Raw genomic sequence first — 25010 nt, 5'->3', positions numbered from 1 at the left:
GTTTCGTGACATTCGGAGGATTTTGCGTGAAGTCGCGGTGGTATCGTAGCGCCCAACCTGAAGCGTACTTGCCGCCCTGTCACGTCGTGACGATCCGCCATAGTCCCAGCAATTCGAACCCCGTATCGCTCACGATGTCCCGTCTCGGTCTTTTCTTTTGCGCCCCGTATGCCCTGTTCATCGCGGCCTGTCTCGGCATCGTCTCGATGGGCCAGGTCGATTACCAGTCGCAGTTCACCTATCTGGAGCTGCCAATCGCGGCCCAGCTGGCGCTGGCGCACTGGCTGGGCATGGACCGCGCTCTGGCGGTCATTTCGTGGCCGGATGCGTACGGCTTGTTCATGACGCCGGCCTTCATCCTTCTGTACGCAGCCGGTGCGGCGTTCGAGCGCCAGCTGGAGCGCAGGCGCGGGATCTTGTCAGCACACGACTAGCACCCGATCAGGTGCTGCCCTGACGGCAAGCTCAGATGACGCGGCGCGGGGCAGCAGTCAGCGGGTCGCCGCTATTTGGCGTCCCGGTCGGCTCGATCAGCACGATATGGGCCTCGCCGATGGCGCGGGGCCGGTGGCGCACTCCCCTGGGGACGATATACAGCTGGCCAGGCGCCAGCTTCACCGTCGCCCCATCTTCGAGGTCGATTTCAAGGTCGCCATCGAGGACCAGGAAGAAGTCGTCGGTGTCGTCGTGGACATGCCAGTGGTATTGGCCGCGCAGCTTCGCCACCATCACATCGTGACCGTTGAACAGGGATACTGTGCGGGGTTGCCAGGCTTCGGTGAACGTGGCCAGCTTCGCGGCCAGGTCGATGGGAGTGTGCATGGGGTTGTCCAGGAATGAAAGCACCATTGTTACTTTTCGGCGCTCCGTGGTCTTGTACAATTGTTGCATGAGCCAATCATCCCGCCAGGCGGTCAACCAGGCCACGTTCGGGGCGCTCGCCAATGGCGTGACGCTCATGCGGGCGGATTTTTCCGACCATGTCTTCGAACGGCACAGTCACGATTGCTACGTGATCGGGGCCACGACCCATGGCATCCAGCGGTTTCGCTGCAAAGGGAGGCAGTACGATAGCCAGGCCGGCGATTTCGTGCTGTTCAATCCCGACGAAGACCACGACGGCCGGCCCGGGACCGAAGAAGGGTTCCGCTATACGATCTGGTATGTTCCCGATGAATTCGTCGCGACCGGCGCGTGGGATGATGGCCAGGCCGCCCGCGGCAGTTATTTCACCCGCCCCCATGTGACAGACCGGCAGATGGCTGAACAGTTCAGCCTACTGTCCGCCAGCCTGGCCCGGTCGCAGGCCGAATCGCTAAGGGCGGAGTCACTGATGCGCGCATTCTTGCGCACCATGCTGAACCGGCATGGCGAGCGGCGGCAACCGGATGCCGTCCAGCCTCGCATCGCCAGCGCTGCGGCGCTGGCACGGGTCAAGGACTATATCCGCAATTACTACGCACACGACATGACGGTCTCGGACCTCGCGGCCGTGGCGGGCTTGTCGCGCGCGCACCTGACGCGCGCGTTCAGCGCCGCATATCACATGCCGCCGCACGTCTACCTCAATGCCGTGCGTATCACCCAAGCGCAGGCGCGGATCCGGCGCGGCATGCCGCTCACGATGGTCGCCCTCGACTGCGGTTTCGCCGACCAGAGCCATTTTACCCGGCGCTTCAAGGGCGGTGTCGGGGTCACGCCATCGGCATGGCGGGCGATGTATCGCGCGTCGGCGTCGGGATCAGGGGCGCCCGACTAGCCCTTGCGACGTCCAAGCAGGTGAACCCAACTGCCCCTGTGCAGTTCGTTCCTAAGTTCTTCCTTGGTCCAGCGGATATTGATCATCCCCTTGTAGGCCGCGAAGCTTTCGAGCCGCTTGGCGGTTTTCCTGCCTTCCCAGAAGCTGTCGAATCCGATGAACTCATCGCCTTCGCGCGCCATCAACAGCGAGTAATGGTCGGCACGTTCTCCCGTCGTCAGGCAGGCGACCCCGCCATCGCGCAGGCAACGCAACAGCGCGCCATTCGTCGCGAGATCGACCAGCTTGCCTTCGATGATTTCCGAGGTGAACGGCAGCTCACCTTTCTCGCGCCCGTCCTCGTGGGCACGGTCGAACCATTTGCTCAAGAGAACCGCAAGCGTGTCACAGCAAACCCAGCCGGTGCCGCCGTGCTTGTCCTGGTCGCCAGCGAGAGCCCAGACCAGTTGATGCAATTTGGAATGGAGTGGCCGGCCCATGAGGACAGCCAAGCCATTGATGATCGTCGTCGGAACGCAGTCGCTGGCCGACGCCTGGTAACGCAGTGGGCCGATTTTATGGTACAGGGATTCCCAATCTTGCATTCATTTACCCAATCTCGATTGTCGCACCCGGGAAAACGGGTGCCGTCCTGGCTGACCCGCAGGCTCAACGCCTGAACCGCACATCCTCGCTCACCACCGCCGCATCCCCCTTCGGCTTCTTGGGCTTCTTTGGCTTCTTGACGATCTGCCCCCTGGCATCCGTGACCGGCACCCGGTGATCGGGCGCGAAACCCGGTTCTTCGACCCGTTCCAGCGTCTGCCGCGTCAGCACCTCGATCGCCGCCAGCTGCTCGACCTCGTCGGCGCACACCAGCGACACCGCCTCGCCCGAAGCGCCGGCGCGGCCGGTGCGGCCGGTGCGGTGCACGTAGTCCTCGGCCACGATCGGCAGGTCGACATTGATCACGGCCGGCAGGTCGTCGATGTCGATGCCGCGCGCGGCGACATCGGTCGCGACCAGTACCCGCACTTCGCCGGCCTTGAAACGCTCGAGCGCGCGCAGGCGCGCCGGCTGCGGCTTGTCGCCGTGGATCGAATCGGCCGAGATGCGCCTGGCTTCCAGCAGCGACACCAGTTCATCGACGCCCTTGCGGGTGCGGGCGAAGGCCAGCACCTGGCCCCAGTCGTGGCGTTTGAGCAGGTGCACGAACAGCTCGGGCTTGCGCTTCTTGTCGACCGGGACGATCCACTGCTTCACGGCTGCCACCGTGGTGTTGCGCGGCGTGGCTTCGATGCGCACCGGCTCGCGCAGCATCTGGTTCGACAGGGCGCGGATCTGGTCCGAGAAGGTGGCCGAGAACAGCAGGGTCTGGCGCTTCTTCGGCAGCAGCTTCATGATGCCGTCGAGCTCGCGCGCAAAGCCCAGGTCGAGCATGCGGTCTGCCTCGTCGAGCACCAGGGTCTTGACCTCGTTGAAGCGCACCGCGTTCTGGCGCTGCAGGTCGAGCAGGCGGCCGGGCGTGGCGACCATCACGTCGACGCCGCGGCGCAGCGCCATCATTTGCGGATTGATGCTCACGCCGCCATAGGCGACCATCGTGCGCAGCGGCAGGCCGGCCGCGTAGGTGCGCACGCTCTCGTGCACCTGCTCGGCCAGTTCGCGGGTCGGCACCAGGATCAGCGCGCGCACCGCATTCGGGCTGACAGTGCCGCTCTTGCTCAGGCGTTGCAGGATCGGCAGGGTGAAGCCGGCAGTCTTGCCGGTGCCGGTCTGGGCGGCGGCCATCACATCGTGGCCGGCCAGCACGGCCGGAATCGCCTGTTCCTGGACTGCGGTGGGGGTGGTGTAGGCGAGGGCGTCGAGGGTGCGGACGATCTGGTCGATCAGGCCGAGGGATGCGAACGACATGGGCAGGAAAACCTTGGATGGAAATGAACAGGCCGTAGTTTATCCTGCCGGGGCCGGCATTGGCGATAGCACCGTGGACGGCAGCGAAACCGTCCGACCTTACAGGCGCAGTGCCGGCGGCGCGTCGACCGACAGGTCGGCGATCGGCTTCACCGGTTCATTGTGTTCGCGGCAGCCTCCCAGCAACAGGCAGGTCATGGTCAGCGCGGCGGCGAGCATTCGGCGTGGTTGCATGATGTGTCCTTACGGTGGTGGAAAGCCCATCATACGCCGGCCGCGTCGGCCATGGCGCGCGCCCGCGTGGCGCACGCCGGAAGCCGACGCTCAGAAGCTGTAGGACACGCTGGCGCGCAGCACCGGGAAGAATTTGTAATCCGACAGATTGTCTTTCAGGCGCGCCTCTTCTGCCGCGACGTCGCTGGTGAGCACGGTGCAGGTCACGCGCGAGCTGCTGCAGCCGCGGCTGACCAGGTTCACCTTGGCATTGCCCTGGTAGAAGGCGCCCAGGTCGGCGTTCAGGTTCCAGCGCTTGTTCGGGGTCAGGGCATTACCCCAGCCGATGCCGATATAGGGCGCGGCCTTCTGGAAGTCGACCTTGCCGTCGAGCGTGCCGACGTCGGACGGCAGGTAGCGGCGGCCGTTGAGGTGGTAGAAGCCGTCGCCTTCGGGACGGGCGCGGCCCGTGATCTCATTGCCGTTGTACATCACGCCGCCGGTCAGGCGGAATTGGCTGTTGGCGATCACATACCAGTCGAACAGCACGTCGAAGGTCTGCAGCTTGGCGTCGGCGTCATACGAGATGCCGCTCGAGCGCTTGTCGCTGCTGTGCTTGAGGTAATTGATGCCGAAACGGCCGTTGAGGTCGCTCTCCATCGGGACCACCAGGTGGACACCGGCGCCCGTGGTGCCGAGATCGGCCGTGACGGCGATGCCGACCTGGGCGTGGGCGGAAGCGGCGGCCAGGGTGGCGGCCAGCACGAAGGCAAGGCGTTTCGGAGACATCTGCAAGACCTTTCAAATCAGGAAGGCGAAATTGTAGCGGGTAGGTATGGGGCAGTGCCTGTCTGAAAATTGTAATCAGAGGTAGAAAGCAACACACTCGACCGTCGTTGGCGGCCGCGTTGATGCCGCCGGGCGGCGCTTTCGTCGGCCCAGTCCCGCGTTCGTCGCATAATGCTGTCTTGCAAGGAACGGCCTGCCTATGCTGGACCCATTCCCACTTCGAGAAAGCCCATCATGTTTGCAAGCCTGTTCCATGTATTCCGCCTGCTGCTGGCCTGGCTGGCGGTCTACCTCGCCCTGTGCATCACGCTCAGCCAGACCTGGTTGCAGCGCGTCGACATCGACCTCGGCGCCATCGGCCCGCTGTTCGGCTTCGGCCTGTGCGGCTGGGTATTGCTCGAGGTGTTCTCGCATATGCGCCGGGTGCGCCTGGTCACCGGCCGCCTCGACGCCAATACCCTCTCGAACCGCCAGCGGCGCCAGATCGAGATCCCGCTCGAAGCGGGCGAAGCCTTCGACATGATCGACGCCGCGATCCGCGAACTGCCGGGGGCGAATGTGGTCGACAGCGCGCGCGACAGCCTGCAGGTGCGGGCCAAGGTCGATCGCATCGACCCCTACGGCAACGCATCGACCAGGCTGTGGGGCCTGGACGGCATCGGCGCCCGCCGCAACCAGATCCTGGCCACTGTGACGCCGAACGGCGACGTGGCCGGCAGCGTGACCCTGATCTGCGAACCCGAGGCGCCGGCCTGGACCGACTGGTTCCTGGTCGACCACGGCACCAACCTGGAAAACGCCGAAGCCGTGGTGCGCGCCATCGCGCGCCGCATCGCCGAGCGCCGCCGGATCGAGGCGAACCAGGTGCGCGAGAGCGCGACCGAGAAGGAATTGACGGTGGCGCGCCTGAACCTGCTGCACGCCCAGGTCGAGCCGCACTTCTTGTACAACACGCTGGCCAGCGCCCAGGTGCTCACCCGCAGCGACCCGGCGCGCGCCGACGCCATGCTGGGCAACCTGATCCAGTACCTGCGCCACTCGCTGCCGCGCACCGAGGATGCACCGTCGACCCTGGGCGAGGAGCTGGAGCGGGCCCGCGCCTACCTCGACATCCTGGCGATCCGCATGGGGCCGCGCCTGGCGCTGCAGGTCGACGTGCCGGACGAGCTGCGCCGGCTGGTGTTCCCGCCGATGATGTTGCAGACGCTGGTCGAGAACGCGATCAAGCACGGGCTGGAGCCCAAGCCGGGCGGCGGCACGGTGTGGATCCTGGCGCGCGTCCTGGACAACGCGGTGGCCGTGACGGTGGCCGACGACGGGCGCGGTTTCTCGGCCGAGGGCGGCGGCACCGGCATCGGCCTGCGCAATGTACGCGAACGCCTGCGCCTGGCGTATGGCAACGGCGCCAGCTTCGCCATCGTCGCCAATTTCCCGAGCGGCGTGGCGGCGACGATCACGGTGCCGCTCGCGCTGCAGGGCAACGGAGGCCGCCATGCGGGATAAAGCGACTACCTGCGTCGTCGCCGAAGACGAGGCGCTGCTGCGCGATGAACTGGTCAAGCTGCTGGGCGAATGCTGGCCCGGGCTGGAGATCGTCGCCGTGTGCGAGGATGGCGGCAGCGCGCTGGAAGCCATCGAGACCCATAGTCCCGACGTCGCTTTCCTCGACATCCGCATGCCGGGCCTGTCGGGCCTGGAGGTGGCGTCGAACATGCTGGCGGCGGGCCTCTCCACCGAGGTCGTGTTCGTGACCGCCTACGACCAGTATGCGCTCGATGCGTTCGACCGCGGCGCGGTCGACTACCTGCTCAAGCCGGTGTCGCGCGAGCGGCTGGCGACGACCGTGGGCCGGGTGCGCGAGCGCCTGGCGCGCGGCGGAGCGGACAGCGCCCAGCTGGCCGAGCTGCTGGCGCGGCTGCAGCTCGCCGTCCCGCCGGCGCCGCGCGCGCAGCCCCTGGTGTGGCTGACGGCCAGCCGCGGCAACGAGACGCGCCTGATCCTGGTCGACGACGTAGCCTATTTCCAGGCCGATTCCAAATACACGGTGGTGATGACGGCCGAGGGGGAGTCGCTGCTGCGCAAGCCGATCCGCGATTTGCTCGAGGTGCTGGACCCGACCATGTTCAAGCAGGTGCACCGCTCGACCATCGTCAACCTGCGCGCGGTGGCGGGCGTGGCGCGCGACGAGAGCGGGCGCGGCACGATCCGGCTCAGGAACCGGCCCGAGACACTGACAGTCAGTCAATCCTTCATGGGGCTGTTTCGCAATATGTAGTCAACAATATTGACACGTGCAACGCCATTCACGCCGCCATAGTAAAATCGACATGGCCTGAGGGCCCGGTGTTGTTGCCGGGCAGGGCATCAACAGGAGGCAACTTGCGTAGCGATATCGTGATCGTGGGTGGCGGCGCCGGCGGACTCGAGCTGGCCTGCAAACTGGGGCGCAAGCTGGGCCCATCCAAGGTGACGCTGGTCGACAGCCGCCTTTACCACATCTGGAAACCGTCGCTGCACGAAGTCGCGGCGGGTACCCTGGACATCCACCAGGAAGGTTTGTCTTACGCCATGCTGGCGCACGACAATGGATTCAATTTCATCCTGGGCCCGATGACCGGGCTCGACGCCGCCGGCCAGGCGATCGAGATCGGCGCCGTGCGCGCCGCGAGCGACAACGAAGAAGTGTTGCCGGTGCGGCGCCTGGGCTATGGCTCGCTGGTGATGGCGATCGGCAGCACCTCGAATTATTTCGGCGTGCCGGGCGCCGAGGAATTCTCGATCTCGCTCAACGCAACCGAGGACGCCGAGCGCTTCCGCCTGCGCATGCTGCGCCTGATGCTGGCGGTCGAGCAGCAGCGCGAAGAGGGCAAGGAAACCGGCCTGGATGTCGTCATCATCGGCGGCGGCGCCACCGGCGTCGAGCTGGCGGCCGAGCTGCGCGAAGCCTCGGGCGCGTACGCGCGCTATGGTTTCGCGCGCATGGACGTCAAGCGCGACGTGCGCATCACCATCCTCGAAGGCGCGCCGCGCATCCTGGCGCCGCTGCCGGAACGGGTGTCGAACGCGGCGCGCGACCTGCTCGACAAGCGCGGCATCAAGGTGGTGGCCGATTGCCGCGTCACCGCGATCGAGGCGGACAAGGTCATCGACGGCAAGGGCAATGTCTATCCGGCCGACCTGTGCGTGTGGGCCGCCGGCATCCGCGCGCCCGAGCTGCTGGGTACCCTCGGCCTGCCGACCTCCAAGGGCGGCGGTCTCGACGTCGACGCCCACCTGCGCGTGAAAGGCGTGCCGAATATCTGGGCGCTGGGCGACTGCGCGGTCTGCATCGACGGCAATGGCGCGCCGGTCCCGCCGCGGGCCCAGGCCGCGCACCAGCAGGCCGATTACCTGGTGACGGCGTTCCTGCGTATCGACAAGGGCCAGGCGCCGCAAGACACGCCGTATGCATACCGCGACTACGGTTCGCTGGTCTCGGTCGGGCAGAGCACCAGCGTCGGCAGCCTGATGGGTTCGCTGCGCGGGGCCAGCTGGTTCGTACAGGGCGCGGTGGCGCGCAGCATGTACGCCAGCCTGCACCTGATGCACCACCGGGCGGTGATGGGCATTACCCGCACCGCGCTGCTGGCGGTGGCGCGGTTCCTGATCCGGCGCAGCACGCCGCTGGTCAAGCTGCACTGAGCGCTGGGTTCCACGCACAAATGAAAACGGCGGCCATGGGCCGCCGTTGTCATTGATCGGTCGACCTGAAAATCGGTCGACCTCAAGCCACCAGCTGGCGCGGCAAGGTCATCTGCAGGATGGCGCCGCCGGTATCGCTGCGCGCCAGGGTCAGGTTGCCGCCCTGGTGGCGCGCCCGTTCGCGCAGCAGGCGCAGACCGTGGCAGCCGTTCGCGGCGCCCGTCAGCGCGTCCTCGCGCGGGCCTACGCCGTCGTCGCGCACGGTGAGCATCGACATATCGCCATCGTCGTCCAGGATCACGTCGACCCGCGTCGCCTGGGCGTGGGCCGCGGCGTTGCGCAAGCCTTCCTCGGCGCAGCGCAGCAGCAGCACGCCGTGCTCGCGCGACCAGGCGCCGTCTTCGTCGGGCAGGCTGGCGCGCGCGGTCAGGCCGCGTTCGGCGCCGAAGGCCGGCACCAGCTCGGCCAGCGCGGCGCGCAGGCCCAGGAATTCGAGCTTGTCGTTCCACAGCGCGAGCTGCATCTTGCGGTTGGTTTCGATGATGCCGGCCAGCAGGGTCTTCATTTGCGCGGCGCGCTCGCGCGCCTTGCCGTCGGCCGGCAGGTTCTGGGTCAGCAGGGCCAGGTGCATGGTCAGGGCCGTCATCGACGAGCCCAGGCTGTCGTGCAGCTGGCGCGCCAGCTGGCGGCGTTCCTGGTCCAGGCCATTGGCCAGCCAGGCCAGCATGTCGGTGAGTTCAGCAGTGCGCGCCGCGACCAGGCGTTCGAGTTCCGGGTCGGGGGGCGATGGGGCCGGTGCGGTCATCGTGGGCTCTGTTAAATGTTTCCCAAATCATACAACAATTGGCATTCCGAGGGCGCGCGCCCGGCGCGGCAAGATCGGCAGGCCTTGTTCCTGCACAGCGTGCGCTCCCGAACAGTCTGCGCGCGCGTGGCGGCGCATGCTGTGGATGTGGCCAGCGAGCCATCCACAACAGACAACTATCGGGGGTATTACCATGAGCAAGAATGACAAGCAGCAGGACGCGATCGAACTCCTGATCAGCCAGCACGACGAAGTCAAGGCACTGTTCAAGCAGTTCGACGAACTGGGCGAGCGCGCCACCACCAGCAAGAAAAAGCTGGCCAATGAGATCTGCGAGCAGCTGATCATGCACACGCAGATCGAAGAAGAAATCTTCTATCCGGCGCTGCGCGCGGCGTCGAAAGAGATGGAAGACATGCTCGACGAAGCCGTGGTCGAACATGCCTCGGCCAAGGACCTGATCGCGCAGATCCAGGAAATGGAGCCGGGCGAGGACCTGTACGACGCCAAGGTCACGGTGCTGGGCGAATACATCGAGCACCACGTCGACGAGGAAGAAGAAGACATGTTCCCGAAAGTGAAAAAGCTCAAGCTCGACCTGGACGCGCTGGGGGCCGAGATGGCGGCGCGCCGCGACGAGCTGCTCGCCACGGCTTGATCTCGCCCCGGCCTCAGGCGGCCGTGCCGGCCGTGGCCGGGGCCGGAAGCAGCGCCTCCAGCAGGCGCTCGATCGCGACCGGCTTGACCAGGTGCTGGTCGAAGCCGGCTTCCATCACGCGCCGCTGGTCGTCCGGCAGGCCATAGCCGGTCACGGCGATCAGGCGGATGCCGCGCGTGGCCGGGTCGGCGCGCAGGCGCCGCGCCACCTCATAGCCGTCGATGCCCGGCAGGCCGATGTCGACCAGCGCGGCGTCCGGTTTGCAGGCATGCGCCTGGCTCACGCCCTGCAGGCCGTCGGCGGCCTGGTGCACCGGGTAGCCGTGGGCGGCCAGCATGGTCGCCATCATCTCGCGTCCGTCTTCATTGTCTTCGATCAGCAGCACCGACGGTTTGCCGGTATCGACCGGTGGCGCCAGCGCGGGCGCGCAGGGCGCGTCCGGGCTGGCCGCACCGGCCGGGTTTGCATACGGCAGGCGGATCGTGAAACTGGAGCCGAGCCCCGCGCCGGGGCTGTCGGCGGCCACGCTGCCGCCATGCAGCTCGACCAGGCGCCGCACCAGCGACAGGCCGATCCCGAGGCCGCCTTGCGAGCGGTCGATCGAGATCGCGCCCTGCACGAACACGTCGAATACCTGGGGCAGCAATTCGGGCGGGATGCCGACGCCCGAGTCGCGCACGCTGAACACGACGTCGTCGCCGGCGCGGGCCAGCTTGAGGTCGATGCTGCCGCCGCTTGGGGTGTACTTGAGCGCATTGTCGAGCAGGTTCGACACGATCTGTTCGAGACGGGTCGGGTCGCCGTCGACCCAGCCCGGCGCGAGATCCACCGCGAGCTGGTAGCCGTTGGTGCGGCCGGTGGCGCGGAAAGTCTCCAGGCAGCTGGCCACCAGCCGCGACAGGTCGGTCGACTGGCGCGCCAGCAGGATCTTGCCCGACATCGCGCGCGACAGGTCGAGCAGGTCGTCGACGATGCGCGACAGGTGCTGGCTCTGGCGCTGGATGATGGCGCGGGCGCGCGCCACCGTGTCGGGCGCTGCGCCGGGCAGGCCGATCAGGCTCGAGGCGCTGGTGATCGCCGACAGCGGATTGCGCAGCTCGTGGCCGAGCATGGCCAGGAACTCATCCTTGGCATGGCTCTTGCGCTCGGCCGCGCGCCGCTCTTCCATCTCGCGCACCAGGCGCCGGTTGGTGGCGGTCAGTTCCGACGCGTGCTGCGACAGTTTCTCGGCCTGGCGCTTGAGTTCCTCGTTCTTCATGGCCAGGGTGACGAACACCGATACCTTGGCATGCAGGATCTGCGGGATGACCGGAGTAAACAAAAAGTCGGCGGCGCCGCGCTGGTAGGCCTTCAGGCGGTCGATCTCGTCGGCCAGGAAGGCGGTGACGAAGATGATCGGGATGTCGGCCGAGCGCGCGCGCTGGTGGATCGCCTCGGCGGTCTCGAAGCCGTCCATGCCGGGCATGTTCACGTCGAGCAGGATGACGGCGAAATCGTGCAGCAGCACCTGGCGCAGGGCCTCCTGGCCGGAGCGGGCCGACAGCACGCTGTAATTGCCTTCGTCGGCGCGTCCGTCGAGCAGGCTGGTCAGTGCCAGCAGGCTGGCAGGGTCGTCGTTGACCACCAGGATCTTGGGTTTATCGCTGTTCGCCACGATGGTTTCCGTCAACATTGCCGTGCTCGCCCGACCAGGTGAAGTCTAATCTTGTGTTACGCCCGAGTAAATACCTTGCAAAACGAGCCATCATATCATGTGACATAAGTGCCACTTGGCAAATAAATCAATCGTGCGGCCCAGGAGGATGTTCGGTGCCGCACATACGTCGGTACGGGGCTATGCGATAGTGGAATCGAACCGGTTCGCTGGAGGACGGGGCCACCAAGAAAGGACATGATATGAACATCGACACCATCGTAAATGAACAATTTCACGGCAAGACCTTCCGCGAGCTGGCCGACGCCCCGCTATCGGCACTGCGCGGCATCGGCGAGCAGCAGGCTGCGGCGCTGGGCACTGCGTTCGGTGTGAAGACCATCGGCGAGTTCGCCGACCTGGACCTGATCCGGTACGTCGTCGCCATCGCGGCGCTGTCCGGCTGCGAAGGCCTGTCCAGCAAGGAGAAGGCCGAGGAAACGCTGCTCGACGACGCCGTCGAAATGACCTTCCCGGCGAGCGACCCGATCTCGGTCGACGCCGGCATCACCCGCATTGAAGTAGCGCCGGACATGGTCGATGCGGGCCACGACCACCAGCACGCGCAGTCGATCGAAGAAAAGAGCAGGATCCGCGAGTGCCCGGTGGAAGAGAAGCGCTGATTCGTCATTGAGCCGGTAGATAGAGCAGGTCACGCGGCGCCAGCCGCGTGGCCTGCTCGTTTTGTGCGCTCGTTTTGTGCGCTCGTTTTGTGCGCTCGTTTGCTGGCGGCGCTGGGTGCGGCGCAAAAGACCGAGCCCGGCGTCCCACAGCGGGGAGGCCGGGCTCGTCAGGATCTGGAAAGCCGTGCTGGTCTCAGCGATGTTGCGTCGCCAGCTCGACCGGCGGCGTCGCCTGGCTTGTCGGCTGGCTCGGCGCCGCCGAGGTCTTGGCCGCCGCCTGGCGATTCGCGGCCGGCGAGCAGAAACGGTTCTTGCCGGCGCGCTTGGCTTCGTACAGCGCGTAGTCGGCGATATTGATCAGCGCATCGACCGATTCGGCGTCGTCCGGATAGATGCTGATCCCGATCGAGGTCGACAGGCGCAAGGTGAGGTCGTTGATGAAGAACGGCTCGGACAGCGCCTCGACCAGCTTGGAGGCCGGTCCCTGGGCGTCGGCCAGGCTGTGGATGTCGCCCAGCACCACCATGAATTCGTCGCCGCCCAGGCGCGCCACGGTGTCTTCCTTGCGCGAGCTCGACAGTAGACGCTGGGACACCATCTTGAGGATCTCGTCGCCGTAGGCATGGCCATAGGTGTCGTTGATCGCCTTGAAGCCATCCAGGTCGAGGTACATGACGGCGGCCTTGGCATGGCCGCGATTGGCGTGCTGCAGGGCGGTCTCGATGCGGTCTTCGAGCAGGCGCCGGTTGGGCAGGCCGGTGAGGGCGTCGTGCAGGGCCAGCTCCTGCTGCGCCTTCGAGTATTGCGCCAGTTCCTTGTACAGCAGGCGCACCTCGAGCATATTGTGGATGCGCTTGTGCACCTCGAGCAGGTCGAACGGTTTGCTGATGAAGTCGCGGGCGCCGGCTTCGAGCGCGGCGATCTTGAAGCTCGGCTGCGCGGTCAGGGCCAGCACCGGCAGGTAACCGCCTTGCTCGATCTCTTTCAGGCCCTTCATGACCTGGAAGCCGTTCAGGCCGGGCATTTGCAGGTCGAGCAGGATCAGGTCGTAGTTGTGCTCGCGGTGCAGCGGGCAGACCTGTTCCGGCAGCATCGTCGAGCTGACGCAGGTGTAGCCCTCTTCGCGCAATATCTCTTCCATCAGTTCGATATTGTCGGGCGAATCGTCCACTACCAGGATCTTCGCGTTCAAAATGTCTTGTCTGCTCGGCATGCTTTTTCTCTTTTCGTCGTATGGAGCGGATTCCCTTCTGGGTGGAATCGGGCTTGAACCCATCACTACTTAGTCTAGCAAACAGCTCAAAATTTCTTGTAGGACAGCGCCGCGTGCGTTGGTAGGATCATCAAGGCGATATTCCAGGACCCATTATCCACGCACCGAGGTGCGCGCACCATTGACCATTTGTGCACCCGCTAGGGAACTCACCATGCCGATCGCCGCCATGAGTTCGGCCTGCTCGACCGGCTTGGACACATGGGCCGAGAAGCCCGCTTCGAGCGCCTTGAGGCGGTCTTCGGAACGGGCAAAGGCGGTCAGGGCGATGGCGGCGACCTGGCCGCCGGCCTCGCGCGGCAGCGCCCGCACCCAGGATAACAGTTCCAGGCCGTCGACCTCGGGCATGCCGAGATCGCTGATCAACAGGTCGGGCGGCTCGGCGCGCAGCAGGTCGTAGGCTTCGCGCGCGCTGGCCGCCAGGCGCACGCTGGCCTGGCAATCGGCCAGGATGCGGGCGATCAGCTCGCGCGCGTCGCGGTCGTCGTCGACCACCAGCACCGAGGTGCCGCGCATATCGCGCACCGCAGTGTCGGCGGCCTGGCCGGCGTCACCGGCGCCGGCCGCCGACGGTGCCGACTGCAGGATCATCTGGGCGCGGGCCGACTGGGTGGCGCGCGGCGGGGTCTTGGCGACCGGCAGCTCGATGGTGAAGCTGGCGCCGCGGCCGACGCCGGCGCTCTCGGCGCGCACCGTGCCGCCGTGCTGCTCGACCAGGTGCTTGACGATCGACAGGCCCAGCCCCAGGCCGCCGTGGCTGCGCGTCATCGAGGCGTCGGCCTGGCGGAAGCGCTCGAACACGTGAGTGATGAACTCGGGGCCGATGCCGGCGCCGGTATCGCGGATCGTGATCGCGACCTGTTCGTCGTGCCGGCCGACCGCGATCGTGACCAGGCCGTCGCGCGGCGTGAACTTGATCGCGTTCGACAACAGGTTCCAGATCACCTGCTGCAGCCGGCCCGGGTCGCCGGCCACCGCCGGTGCATCCGTTCCGTAATGGCGCTCGATGCGGATGCCCTTGGCATCGGCCGCCGGGAGCACGGTCTCGATCGCGGCGTCGATGAAGCTGGCGGGGGCGAGGGTCTGCATATCGAGCAGCACCTTGCCCGAGGTGATGCGGCTCATGTCGAGCAGGTCTTCGATCAGCTGGGCCTGGGCGCGCGCATTGCGCTCGATGGTGGACAGGCCGCGCTGCAGGTCGGCGCCGTCGCGGCTGCCGCGGCGCAGCACCTGCGACCAGCCGAGGATGGCCGACAAGGGCGTTCTCAGCTCGTGCGACAGGGTGGCCAGGAATTCGTCCTTCATCTGGCTGGTGCGCTCGGCCTCGGCGCGCGCCTCGCGCTCGTTCTCGAGCAGCACCTTGCGCTCTTCGGCGGCCCGGCTGGCCGCTTCCACCAGGCGGATATTGTCGACCGCGATCGCGGCCTGGGCTGCGATGCCGCTGACGATGCGCTCGCTGCGCTCGGTGAACACGCCGGGCTCCGGATGGCCGAAGAACATCGTGCCCAGCAGTTCGCCCGAGCGCGCCATCACCGGCACCGACAAGTAGCTGCGCACCGGTGGATGGCCGGCCGGCAGGCCGAATTGCGGCGCCTTGCCGGCGTGCTGGGGATCGTGCCCAAGGTCGCCGATGCGTACCAGCCCAGCGCCCGGGCTGAACAGGGCGCTGGCGCCCGGCGCGGCGAAGTCCTGGAAGTCGGCCGAGGTGGCGCCGGACAGGGTGTACAGCGAGAACAGCGTGCCCGCGCCTTGCTCGCCATAGTGGAAGAATGCGCCGAAACGGGCGCCGCAGACGCCGGCGGCGGCGTCGGTGGCGGCCTGCATCAGCGAGCGCAGGTCGCGGGTCGAGGCCAGGATGGACCCGGTGCTGTTGAGCAGTTCGAGCACGTGCGATTCTTCGCGCAGCGCCTGCTCGGCGCGCTTGACCTGGTCGACGTCGGTATTGGTGCCGAACCAGCGCACCACGCGGCCGTCGCGATCGTGCACCGCCTCGACCCGCGTCAGGAACCAGCGGAAGTTGCCGTCGGCGCCGCGGATCGGAAATTCCATCTCGAACGGCGTGCCGGTGCGTACCGATTCATCCCAGTGTTCGAGCACGGCAGGCAGCACCGCCGGGTCATACACGGCTTTCCAGCCCCAGCCCGTCGATTCGCTGGGCGTGATGCCGGTGTACTCGTACCAGCGCTGGTTGAACCAGACGATGGCGCCGCTCGGATCGGCCATCCAGGCCAGCTGCGGGATCGTGTTGGCCAGCGCGCGCAATTCTTCTTCGCTCTGGCGCAGGTGGTCGTCGGCCTCGCGCCGGGCGCTGATGTCCTGGGCCATGCCGGTCATGCCGAGCACGCCGCCGCCCTGGGCCGGGCTGGCGTAGTCGGGGCGGCCGACCAGGGCCACGCAGCGCGCGGCGCCCGACAGCGGCAGCAGGTGGCATTCGAGGTCGAGGTCCTTGCCCTGCGAAAAAGCCTCGAGCACGGCGCGCCGCACGCGCGGCCGGTCGTCTTGTGCGAGGCGGGCGCGCAGCAGCGGCCATTCGAGGGCGCTGTCGGCCGGCAGGCCGAGGATCTCGGCTGCGCGCCTGCCAAAGGTGACGCGGTCGCTGGCGGCATCCCAGCGCCAGTCGCCCAGGCGGCCGGCGGCGATCGCGAGCTGCAGCCGGTTATTGTTGTCGATCAGGGCTTGCTGGTCGAGCTTGCGCGCGCTGATGTCCTGGAAGTACAGGGTCAGGCCGTCGGGCGACGGATAGACCCGCATGTCGAGCCAGCACTGCAGGCGGCGGTAGAAGAATTCCTTGTTGACCGTGATGCGCTGCTCCATCGCGCGCAGGCAGTCGGCGGCGACCGAGGTGCCGTGCAGGTCTTCGAATTCGTCCCACAGCCGGCGTCCGACCAGGCTGTCGCGGCTCTTGTTGAGCGGCGCCACCATCTGCAGCGCGCGGCCGTTGATATACGTGATGCGCCAGTCGCGGTCGACCGCGCAAAAGCCATCGGTGAGGCTTTCGAGCATGTTTTCCATGCGCTCGGCGGCGCGCTGCAGCTCTTGCCGGGCGGCTGCCAGGTCTTGCTCGGACGCATGGCAAGGGGTGCTGCTGGAATGGTCGGAGGGAGTGTTCATGCCGGGGGTGCGGAACGCCCGAAACCGGGCAGGATGTGTTTCATTGTAGACCAGACAAGCCGGTCTGACACACACGCTTGGCGCCCGCTCGCAGCCGCGCCGCTTTTATCGAACCGTGCTTCAAGCGCCCTTGCGCGCTACCTTCGACAGGGCGTCCTGCAGCTGGTCGATCTCGTACGGCTTCTGCAGCGACTGGTAGGGGAAGGACAAGTGGCGCAGCAGGGTGTCGCCATAGCCCGAGGCGAAGATCACGCGCAGCGCCGGGTCGTCGGCGATGGCGCGGGTGGCCAGGTCGACCCCCGACATGCCGGGCAGGCTGACGTCGGAGAACAGCACGTCGTAGCGCTGGCGCGCGAGCAGGGCCAGGGCGTCGTCGGGGTGGGCCACGCCATCGGCCTCGTGGCCGAAGGCCTTGAGCATCTCGCACACCAGGTATTGGGAATCGACATTGTCCTCGACCACCAGGATGCGCAGGGCGCCATTGCCGGCGTCTTCCTCGACCGCCGCTTCGGTGGCCGGGGCCAGCGCCAGCTGCACGCCGCGCACCGCGCCGCTCTCGTCGCGTACCGGGGTCAGGCGCAGGTCGAAGCGCGATTCGTGGCTGCCGTCGAGACGGCGGAAGGTGAGGGGGGCATTCTGCACCACGCCGGCTTCGCCGCGCCAGGCGGCGTCCAGCGCCTGGGCGGCGGCCGCCAGCGGTGGCGGCAGCACCGGCGGCACCGAACCGCCGGGGATGCGGCCATAGCCTGGGCCGGCGAGAGCGGCATAGGCCTCGTTGAACACCACGATCGTCTCCGTGCCCCAGACCAGCAGGGTGGGGAGGGGAGAGTTGAGCAGCAGGTCGCTACTGAGCCGCAGCGCGAAAGGCCAGCGGGCGCTGTCGCCCAGTGCGGAGGCGGACCAGTCGTAGGACGCGGTGCTCCGCGCGGTGGTGTCGAGGTCGGGCATGGGCAGCTTGTTGTAAAAACGAAAATATGGGCGGCATGCTACACCAATTGTCCGATTGCTGCTTTGGCAACCGTGTGCGGCCGCACAGACATTGTTCCGTATCTAATTGACGACCTGCGAGGCTGACAGTTCGGCAGCGCATTAATTCGGCGCAATCGATAAAAGGCAAAAAAAAGCCCGCTTCATGAGAAGCGGGCTGAATCTATTTCCTAGGAGGAGAATAGAGGAGACAGGTGAATGATGCTGCATTGCGGCAAATCAGTCCAATTTATATTTGCAATACCAGTCATAGCTTTAATAAATATCTCACGCCACTGTCAAGTGCACACTGTAGCGTGTGCGCACTTGGTGCGCGCGAGAAAATGTTCTAGGATGGCAACTATGTCATCTTTCTCCTTGCTCGCTCGCGCCGGTGTCGCGCTGCTGTCCTGCGCCTGCGCCGGGCAAGCGCACGCGCGGCCATCCGACCCGCCATCCGGGCCGGCGGTCCCGCTGGCCGATTATTCCCTCGAGCAGTTATCGGATATCGTCGTCACCTCGGTCTCGCGCCAGGACGAGGCGCTGGGCCGCGCCGCGGCCTCGGTCTATGTGATCCAGGGCGCCGAGATTGCCCGCTCCGGCGCCACCACCTTGCCCGAGGCGCTGCGCCTGGCGCCCAACCTGCAGGTGGCGCGCATCGACGCCGGCGCGTACGCGATCAGCGCGCGCGGTTTCCTGTCGTCGCTGTCCAACAAGCTCTTGGTGATGATCGACGGGCGCAGCGTCTATTCGCCGCTGTTTTCCGGCGTGTTCTGGGAAATGCAGGACGTGGCGCTGGAAGACGTCGAGCGCATCGAGGTGATCAGCGGTCCGGGCGGCACGGCCTGGGGCACGAATGCCGTCAACGGCGTCATCAACATCATCACGCGCAGCGCGGCCGATACCCATGGCGGCTATGCGAGCGTGCATGCCGGCGCCACCGACAAGGGGGCCAGCGTGCGCTACGGCGGGCAGCTGGAAGGCGGCGCGCACTGGCGTGCCTATGCCCGGGGGCTGGATATCGACGGCCTCGATGGCGAGGTGGCCGGCGCCGGCAGCGGCGGTATGCGGCGCCAGCAGGCGGGCTTCCGCCTCGACTGGGAAGCCGGAGCGACCGACGTGACCGTCAGCGGCGACATCTACGATGGGCGCCAGCGGGCCGGCGGCCTGCAGACCCGCACCGAAACCTCCGGCGCCAACCTGCTGGGCCGGGTCGAGCATCGGATCGACGATCGCCAGAGCGTACGCCTGCAGGCCTGGCTCGACCATTCACGGCGCGACCAGGACCGTATCGGCGCCCAGCGCCTCGATACGATCGACGTCGAGGCCCAGCACCTGCTGCGCCTGGACCGGCATTCGCTGACCTGGGGTGGCGGTTATCGCTACAGCCGCGACCGGATTGACAATGGCCCCTTGCTGCGGTTCACCCCGGCGCGCCGCAGCCTGCGCTGGTCGCACCTGTTCGTGCAGGACGAAGTGAGCCTGGCGCGGGGCGTGCGCGCCAGTGCCGGCGTGCGGGTCGAGCACAATGTCCATACCGGCAGCGAGGTGCTGCCCAGCCTGCGCCTGGCCTGGGACGTCGACGAGCGCGCGATGCTGTGGGCGGCGCTGTCGCGCACGGTGCGGGCGCCGTCGCGCATCGACCGCGATTTCTATGTGATCGACCCGCTCCAGCCCGACGCCTTCCTGGTCGGCGGCGGTCCGGAGGTGGTGTCCGAGACGGCGCGCGTCGCCGAGCTGGGCTACCGCGCCCAGCCAACCCCGGCGCTGTCGTGGTCGGCCACTGCTTTCTATACCGACTTCGAGCGCTTGCGCACGCTCGAGCGGGCGCCAGCGGGCCATGCTCCGCCGGCCACCTATGTCCTGGCGAGCCTGGGCAAGGGCGCGCTGCGCGGGCTCGAGCTGTGGGCCGGCTGGCAGGCCGCGCGCGGCTGGCGCCTGCATGCGGGTGCCGTGCTGCAGGACGTGGACGTCGGCCGCGAGCCGAGCAGCCGCGACAGCACCGGCTTGAGTTTTCTTGCCGGCAACGACCCGCGCGTGACCTGGAGCCTGCGCAGCGCGCACGACCTGGGGCCGCGCCTGCGCGCCGACCTGGCGCTTCGTTACGTCGCCGGCCTGCCGCAGGCAGCCCTGCCAAGCTATCATGAGCTCGACGCGCGGTTGGCGTGGCAGGTGCGCCCCGATCTCGAGATCGCCCTTGTCGGGCGTAACCTGCTGCACCCACGCCATGCCGAGTTCGGCGCGGCGGGCAGCCGCCAGCTGATCGAGCGAACGGTGTTCGCCAGCGCTGTGCTGCGTTTTTGACTGGCCAATGGATTCCATGACTATCACTGAACCTGATCGCCCGCAGCGCCGCCTGGCATGCCGGGCCCTGGCGCTGCCCTTGCTGCTGGCCGGCGTGGGCGTGCCCTTGCTGCCGCTGGCCGCCCAAGCCGCGGCGCCGGCGCTCGAGCGGCGCGTGAAGGCAGCTTTCCTGTATAAATTCCTGGGCTATGCCGAGTTTCCGCCGCAATCGTTCGCCGACGCCGCCACGCCGCTCTCCATCGGTGTGTTCGGCGCCGACGACATGGCGGCCGAGCTGACCCGGATCGCGACCGGGCGCATGGTTGCGGGGCGCACGATCGCCGTGCGCGCGCTGCGCGAACCGGACCTGGACCTGCCGGTGCACCTGCTGTTCATCGCCGGCGAAGACGAGGCGCGCACGGCGCGCCTGCTGCGCGCCTCGCCGGCCTGGCTGACCGTGACCGAATGCGAAGGCTGCCTGCAGCATGGCAGCGTGATCAATTTTACGATCGTCGATGAGCGCGTACGTTTCGACGTTTCGCTCGATGCGGCGGAAAAAAAGAATGTGAAGCTCAGTTCGCGCCTGCTGACCGTCGCGAACCGCGTGCAGAAAGGAGCATCATGATGCCGATGCACGATACCGGCTCGGTCCGGAGCAAACTGATCCTGATGGCGGTGGCGACCACGGTGGTGGCGCTGCTCACCGCCGGCGTGGCGATGCTGCTGCTCGACCTGCGCACCTTCCAGCGCTACTGGATCGACGACCTCACCACCCAGGCCGACATCGTGGCCAGCGTGACCGCGCCCGCAGTCTCGTTCAACGATACGGCCGATGTCACCCAGAGCCTGACCCTGCTGCGGGTGCGTCCGCAGATCGTGGCGGCCGCGGTGTACACCGCCAACGGCACCCGCTTTGCCACCTATGTGCGGCCCGACGTGCGGGCCCAGTTGCCGGAGCGTCCCGAGCCGGCCGGCTACCGCATCGAGCGCGGCGAAGTGGTGCTGTACCGCGACATCGTCGAGAACGGCGAACGGGTCGGCACCGTCTACCTGCGCTCGCGCTACGGGGTGCTCGACCGGGCCCTGAGCTACGGCGCGATCCTGGGCGGCGTGCTGCTGGGCGCCCTGGTGATCGCGGCCCTGGTGGCCTCGCGCCTGCAGGCCTCGATCACGCGCCCGCTGGAGGCCGTTACCGATGTCGCGCGCCAGGTCATGCTGCGGCGCGACTTCTCGCTGCGGGTGCCGGGCAGGGAAAAGGGCGAGATCGGGGTGCTGGTCGAGGCCTTCAACGACATGCTGGCCGAGATCGGCCGCCGCTCGGACGCGCTGCAGGCGGCCAACCGCACGCTCGAGCACGAGATGGAGGTGCGCCAGCGCGCCGAAGGCGCCCTGATCGTGGCCGACCGCCGCAAGGACGAATTCCTGGCCACCCTGGCGCACGAGCTGCGCAACCCGCTGGCGCCGATCCGCACCGGCCTGGACATCCTGCGCATCCGCAGCGGCGACGCCCAGGCCACCCAGCGCGCCACCGACATCATGGAACGCCAGCTGCGCCAGATGGTGCGCCTGGTGGACGACCTGCTGGACGTCTCACGCATCAATACCGGCAAGTTCACGATCAAGATGGGACGGGTCGAGCTCAAGGCCGTCGTCAACGACGCGCTGGAAGTGGTGCGCTCGTATATCGAGCTGCACGGGCACGAGCTGGTGCTGGAGCTGCCGGACCGTCCCGTGTTCCTGCACGGCGACGCCACGCGCCTGGCCCAGATCCTGTCGAACCTGCTCAACAACGCCGCCAAGTACACCAACCGCGGCGGCAAGGTGATGCTCAAGGGGGCAGTCGAAGACAAGACCCTGGTGCTCGAGATCGCGGACACCGGCATCGGCCTGGCGCCGGACATGCTCGATTCGGTATTCGAGATGTTCGTGCAGGTCGACTCGACCCTGGAGCGCAGCAATGCCGGCCTGGGTGTGGGCCTGTCGCTGGCGCGCAAGCTGGTCGAGCTGCACGGCGGCACCATCACCGCCCACAGCGAAGGCCCGGGCCTGGGGAGCCGCTTCCTGGTACGCCTGCCGATCGTGGTCGAGCCCGAGCCGCCGACCAAGCCGACGCCGGCTGCCTTCATCAGCACCGAGAGCTACCGCATCCTGCTGGCCGACGACAACGTCGACTTCGTCAACAGCATCGGCGCCCTGCTCACCGCAATGGGGCATAGCGTGGTGATCACCCACAACGGCCCGGACGCGCTGGCGGCGGCGGCGCGCTTCTGCCCGGACTATGCCTTCCTCGACATCGGCCTGCCGCATATGTCGGGCTACGACCTGGCGCGCGGGATCCGCAAGCTGCCGACCGGCGCCATGACGGTGCTGATCGCGGTGACCGGCTGGGGCCAGGAGAAAGACCGCCAGCTCGCCTTCGAGGCCGGCTTCGACCACCATATGGTCAAGCCGGTGCGCTTCGAGCAGATCGAGGAAATCCTGGGCACGCGCAGCATCGTCAAGAAGCTGCGTACGTAAAAAAACGGAAAGCGCGTCCTGCGCTTTCCGTTCTTGCCTGTCCTGGCGGGGCGGCTCAGTCCTGCCGGGTGCGGCGGCGGTGCGCCAGGAAGCCCAGCACGCCCAGGCCTCCCAGCATGAGGCCATAGGTTTCGGGTTCCGGCACCGGCGCCAGCGCCACCGCGCCGCCGAAGCTGGCGCTGGCATCCGACACCAGTTCCCCGCTCACCTGCAGGTAGTAGTCGCCGGCGGCCAGGTTGTCGCTGGCGATGGTCCACAGGTCGAAGGCGCCGCTTTCCAGTTCCTCGCCATCCGTGATCAGGGCGTCGTCGGCGCCGTACAGGGCCAGGCCGGTGATGTCCAGGCCGACGTCGCCGCTGCGGCTGATCGAGGCGACCACGGCGTCCAGGTTATGGCCGATCGTGCTGTCGATCGAGAAGGTGAAGCGGTCGGCAAAGGTATTGCCTTCGTTGTCGGCGGCGAAGGCGTCGCCGAAGTAGGCGGTGAGGTCGACCAGGTTCAGGGCTTGCGGTGAATCACCGATGACGTCCTGCGCCATCGCGGGGGAAGCACCTAGTCCAGCGCCAGCCAACACCATTGCAGCAATCAGAGATCGTTTCATATCGTTCCTCGCTAAGAATCAGCCGCGACCTGCAGCCAAGGTTCAGGGATTGGAACTTCATGCTAACAAAAGAGTAAATAAAAGCATCCTCCAGCGATAGGGGGCTTATGGAACAAGAAATTTTATGCTACACGCTAACTAGTTTCTAGCAAGATAGCTATTGGATCGCGCGTCATAGGAGAGAGGGGCTATCCGGCGTTGTAGTGCAGAAAAAGTCGGGCTATTTGCGAGGAAGGTGTAGGGAAGGTCCTACGTAAATTGGCGATGCATTCCCGCGCTGAGGCTGTTGACATCCCTGATCAGGTGCTGAACTGTGTGAAAGAGATGAATGGCAAATGCTTGGGCGAACATGTCGTGTAAAGAAATGGTCGCGCAGCAAAGAGCAGTAAGCGGGAAAGAAAAATGGCTCAGAATTTCTTCTGAGCCATTCTCTTTGAAACAGTTGGTGCGGCTGGCAGGAATCGAACCCACGACCCCTTGGTTCGTAGCCAAGTACTCTATCCAGCTGAGCTACAGCCGCCCGAGGCACGCATTATAGCAGCATGTGATCGGATGGCAAAGCCTGGGTTTTCGCATGCATGAGCCAACCCGGGAGCGTCAGGGATTGCGTCCGGTCGCCGCCGTAGGTAAAGCATGCATTTCCTGTTCCAACATGAAGAGTGTGCCTAGGAAGATCCGGCCTGGTATACGGAATCAAGGACCTTGAAATTTGCTGTCGACAAGAGAGTCGGATGGCGCCTGAGGACCAAAGACATCGCGCACTGCGTCGATCACTGAATTGGCCAGATGCGGGTCGGCCAATGGTGGAAATGCCTTCACAAGCTTGTTGGACACTTTCCAATCGTTCTCTCGTATTGAGCGTATGATTTGATCGATGTCGGCGTTCGGTCCTTCCAGATGATTTTTGACGCTGTCCCGTGCTCGCTCGATGTCACGCAGAAGGCGCGCCTCCTTGCGCATCTCGACTTCGATTGTGAGGCGAATAACGTCGCCGATATATTCACTCTGCTGAGTCAGGTCGGGATAGCGCCAGGTCGGCAGGGCGTCGTCATAGGAGTCAAAATGGAAGTTCGAGCGTATGCCGTCCGCGCAGGTGTACTGGATCCCGAAGCGAAAATTCTCTTGATATTTCAGCATGAACGGTCGTGATAGTGCTTCGAGTGCGCGATCATAGCCAGCTCGCTGCTGGGTTTTGTTGGTGATCGTTGCCGAGATTGGCAGAATAAATGGCGCGGGAACTGCCCCATCCCTCCGGAGCACGTCGTTCACCAGGAATCGGGAAATGCGTCCGTTTCCATCGCTCATAGGGTGGATGTAGACAAACCCAAATGAAGCGATCGCTGCGCGCAGGACCGGAGAAGCGCCTGCAGTCCTGGCCATGCTCTGACGCAGGCCATCGAGAAGCTCGGTCGTGCGTTCCCAAGGCGGCGCGATATAGTCGACAATATTGTCGAAGCCGTAAGTGTGTCCAACGATAACGGGTGATTGACGCACCCCGTAGCGTGTGGAGGTTCCCAGAATGTCCGCCTGTAGTTCCGTCAGTGTTTGCACGCTCAATGGATCCTCGCCCTGTCCACATCGACGTTCCATGACTGCCGCGAAGCGTTTGACGCGATCGGCTTGTTTTTCCTCATGTTCAATAGCGAACGAAGCACGGCTTTCCTTAATCGAGAGCCATACCGCGCTGCGCATCAGGACGTCGACGCCAAATTGCACTTCAAGCGCGTCAAGTGCGGCTGAACAATCGTACTTTTCCAGTTCGCGCACGATGCCTGTCTTGCGTATTGTTGGGCAAAAGGCGCGGCTGCCCAGCAGATTGTCTCTGACGCGCCAGCGCGGCACATTGCGAGACCGGGATGCTACGATGAACTCGTCGGGGTTCAGGGCATCGATGTAGTTCCCAGATGACGTATCCGGCACATTGAGTTGTCGGCCTGTGAGCCATTCGAAAAGAAAACCCGCGCGCCGTGCATAGACTCCGGTGGGCTCATTGCGAATCCAATCCTCCAGGACGCATGGATCGAGAATAGCTGTTCAGTATCGTGCGATCATGTTCCTCGCCGTAGCTGGCCTTTGTTCCGTGCAAAAGCTATGCTGGGCGACTTGATTGCTGGATTCAGCAGTCCCAGTATTCAATCGCACCCG

22 protein-coding genes and 1 tRNA gene are annotated in these 25010 nt (G+C 66.0%); 10 read left to right on the top strand and 13 right to left on the bottom strand.

What is annotated here, in order from left to right; translation table 11 throughout:
- Positions 1-134 precede the first annotated feature (134 nt).
- On the top strand, positions 135-434 hold the full coding sequence (locus tag E8M83_RS02365; protein WP_137171794.1) for a hypothetical protein: 300 nt from the start codon (positions 135-137) through the stop codon (positions 432-434).
- A gap of 31 nt (positions 435-465) precedes the next feature.
- Here E8M83_RS02365 and E8M83_RS02360 read toward each other — a convergent pair whose 3' ends face one another.
- Positions 466-822 carry a cupin domain-containing protein gene (locus E8M83_RS02360; RefSeq protein WP_137171793.1) on the bottom strand — a complete coding sequence of 119 codons (357 nt, stop codon included), beginning with the start codon at positions 820-822 and terminating at the stop codon, positions 466-468.
- Positions 823-889: 67 nt separating this feature from the next.
- Between E8M83_RS02360 and E8M83_RS02355 the strand changes: the two genes are divergently transcribed.
- Positions 890-1759, top strand: a complete 870-nt coding sequence (locus E8M83_RS02355; protein ID WP_137171792.1) for an AraC family transcriptional regulator — start codon at positions 890-892, stop codon at positions 1757-1759.
- On the opposite strand, the gene E8M83_RS02350 is transcribed toward E8M83_RS02355, so the two are convergent.
- The 4 genes from E8M83_RS02350 to E8M83_RS02340 all read right to left on the bottom strand — a co-directional run bounded on the left by E8M83_RS02350 (position 1756) and on the right by E8M83_RS02340 (position 4654).
- Positions 1756-2343: a hypothetical protein gene (locus tag E8M83_RS02350; RefSeq protein WP_137171791.1), complete on the bottom strand. Its 588-nt coding sequence runs from the start codon at positions 2341-2343 to the stop codon at positions 1756-1758. The genes E8M83_RS02355 and E8M83_RS02350 overlap by 4 nt on opposite strands.
- 64 nt (positions 2344-2407) lie before the next feature.
- Positions 2408-3652 carry a DEAD/DEAH box helicase gene (locus E8M83_RS02345; protein ID WP_137171790.1) on the bottom strand — a complete coding sequence of 415 codons (1245 nt, stop codon included), beginning with the start codon at positions 3650-3652 and terminating at the stop codon, positions 2408-2410.
- A gap of 99 nt (positions 3653-3751) precedes the next feature.
- Positions 3752-3886, bottom strand: a complete 135-nt coding sequence (locus tag E8M83_RS26410) for a hypothetical protein (protein WP_267874160.1) — start codon at positions 3884-3886, stop codon at positions 3752-3754.
- 90 nt (positions 3887-3976) lie between these two features.
- Positions 3977-4654: a hypothetical protein gene (locus E8M83_RS02340; protein WP_137171789.1), complete on the bottom strand. Its 678-nt coding sequence runs from the start codon at positions 4652-4654 to the stop codon at positions 3977-3979.
- Positions 4655-4888: 234 nt separating this feature from the next.
- Between E8M83_RS02340 and E8M83_RS02335 the strand changes: the two genes are divergently transcribed.
- The 3 genes from E8M83_RS02335 to E8M83_RS02325 all read left to right on the top strand — a co-directional run bounded on the left by E8M83_RS02335 (position 4889) and on the right by E8M83_RS02325 (position 8335).
- A complete protein-coding gene (locus E8M83_RS02335) occupies positions 4889-6157 on the top strand; it encodes a sensor histidine kinase (RefSeq protein WP_137171788.1) in 1269 nt (422 codons plus the stop codon).
- Entirely contained in the window at positions 6147-6929 is a 783-nt protein-coding gene (locus tag E8M83_RS02330) for a LytTR family DNA-binding domain-containing protein (protein ID WP_137171787.1), read from the top strand. The genes E8M83_RS02335 and E8M83_RS02330 overlap by 11 nt, the downstream gene beginning before the upstream one ends.
- A 104-nt stretch (positions 6930-7033) precedes the next feature.
- On the top strand, positions 7034-8335 hold the full coding sequence (locus tag E8M83_RS02325) for an NAD(P)/FAD-dependent oxidoreductase (RefSeq protein ID WP_137171786.1): 1302 nt from the start codon (positions 7034-7036) through the stop codon (positions 8333-8335).
- 82 nt (positions 8336-8417) lie between these two features.
- Here the strand turns inward: E8M83_RS02325 and E8M83_RS02320 are convergent, their stop codons facing one another.
- Positions 8418-9140, bottom strand: coding sequence for a sensor histidine kinase (locus tag E8M83_RS02320; protein ID WP_137171785.1), 723 nt, complete (start codon positions 9138-9140; stop codon positions 8418-8420).
- A gap of 193 nt (positions 9141-9333) precedes the next feature.
- Here E8M83_RS02320 and E8M83_RS02315 point away from each other — a divergent pair, with 193 nt between their 5' ends.
- Complete coding sequence (locus E8M83_RS02315; protein WP_137171784.1) at positions 9334-9798, top strand: hemerythrin domain-containing protein; 465 nt, start codon at positions 9334-9336, stop codon at positions 9796-9798.
- Positions 9799-9811: 13 nt separating this feature from the next.
- Here the strand turns inward: E8M83_RS02315 and E8M83_RS02310 are convergent, their stop codons facing one another.
- Positions 9812-11470, bottom strand: a complete 1659-nt coding sequence (locus E8M83_RS02310) for a response regulator (RefSeq protein WP_137171783.1) — start codon at positions 11468-11470, stop codon at positions 9812-9814.
- A gap of 224 nt (positions 11471-11694) precedes the next feature.
- Between E8M83_RS02310 and E8M83_RS02305 the strand changes: the two genes are divergently transcribed.
- The gene (locus E8M83_RS02305; protein ID WP_137171782.1) at positions 11695-12114 is read left to right on the top strand and encodes a hypothetical protein; all 420 of its coding nucleotides are present in this window, start codon (positions 11695-11697) and stop codon (positions 12112-12114) included.
- 193 nt (positions 12115-12307) lie between these two features.
- Here E8M83_RS02305 and E8M83_RS02300 read toward each other — a convergent pair whose 3' ends face one another.
- The 3 genes from E8M83_RS02300 to E8M83_RS02290 form a co-directional block, all read right to left on the bottom strand.
- Positions 12308-13327 (bottom strand): diguanylate cyclase domain-containing protein, encoded by a 1020-nt coding sequence (locus tag E8M83_RS02300; RefSeq protein ID WP_137171781.1) that lies wholly within the window; start codon positions 13325-13327, stop codon positions 12308-12310.
- A 153-nt stretch (positions 13328-13480) separates the two neighbouring features.
- Positions 13481-16498 (bottom strand): ATP-binding protein, encoded by a 3018-nt coding sequence (locus E8M83_RS02295; RefSeq protein ID WP_137171780.1) that lies wholly within the window; start codon positions 16496-16498, stop codon positions 13481-13483.
- A 120-nt stretch (positions 16499-16618) separates the two neighbouring features.
- Positions 16619-17446: a response regulator gene (locus E8M83_RS02290; RefSeq protein WP_137171779.1), complete on the bottom strand. Its 828-nt coding sequence runs from the start codon at positions 17444-17446 to the stop codon at positions 16619-16621.
- A gap of 381 nt (positions 17447-17827) precedes the next feature.
- On the opposite strand from E8M83_RS02290, the gene E8M83_RS02285 reads away from it, so the two are divergent.
- From E8M83_RS02285 to E8M83_RS02275, 3 genes are read left to right on the top strand one after another with little or no spacing between them, the layout of a single operon-like run.
- Positions 17828-19768 carry a TonB-dependent siderophore receptor gene (locus E8M83_RS02285; RefSeq protein WP_137171778.1) on the top strand — a complete coding sequence of 647 codons (1941 nt, stop codon included), beginning with the start codon at positions 17828-17830 and terminating at the stop codon, positions 19766-19768.
- A gap of 16 nt (positions 19769-19784) precedes the next feature.
- Complete coding sequence (locus E8M83_RS02280) at positions 19785-20372, top strand: YfiR family protein (RefSeq protein WP_170976660.1); 588 nt, start codon at positions 19785-19787, stop codon at positions 20370-20372.
- Positions 20369-22264, top strand: coding sequence for an ATP-binding protein (locus E8M83_RS02275; RefSeq protein WP_137171776.1), 1896 nt, complete (start codon positions 20369-20371; stop codon positions 22262-22264). Before E8M83_RS02280 ends, E8M83_RS02275 begins: the two co-directional genes overlap by 4 nt.
- A 55-nt stretch (positions 22265-22319) precedes the next feature.
- On the opposite strand, the gene E8M83_RS02270 is transcribed toward E8M83_RS02275, so the two are convergent.
- The 3 genes from E8M83_RS02270 to E8M83_RS02260 all read right to left on the bottom strand — a co-directional run bounded on the left by E8M83_RS02270 (position 22320) and on the right by E8M83_RS02260 (position 24785).
- Positions 22320-22865, bottom strand: coding sequence for an FxDxF family PEP-CTERM protein (locus tag E8M83_RS02270; RefSeq protein WP_137171775.1), 546 nt, complete (start codon positions 22863-22865; stop codon positions 22320-22322).
- A 443-nt stretch (positions 22866-23308) separates the two neighbouring features.
- Positions 23309-23385, bottom strand: a tRNA-Arg gene (locus tag E8M83_RS02265).
- A gap of 173 nt (positions 23386-23558) precedes the next feature.
- On the bottom strand, positions 23559-24785 hold the full coding sequence (locus E8M83_RS02260) for a Fic family protein (protein WP_229491389.1): 1227 nt from the start codon (positions 24783-24785) through the stop codon (positions 23559-23561).
- Positions 24786-25010: the final 225 nt, after the last annotated feature.

This window comes from Massilia sp. HP4, from assembly GCF_005222695.1.
Taxonomy (GTDB): domain Bacteria; phylum Pseudomonadota; class Gammaproteobacteria; order Burkholderiales; family Burkholderiaceae_D; genus Telluria.
Note: the sequence above shows the minus strand (reverse complement) of the source record. Positions and strands in the feature narration are given on the sequence as shown.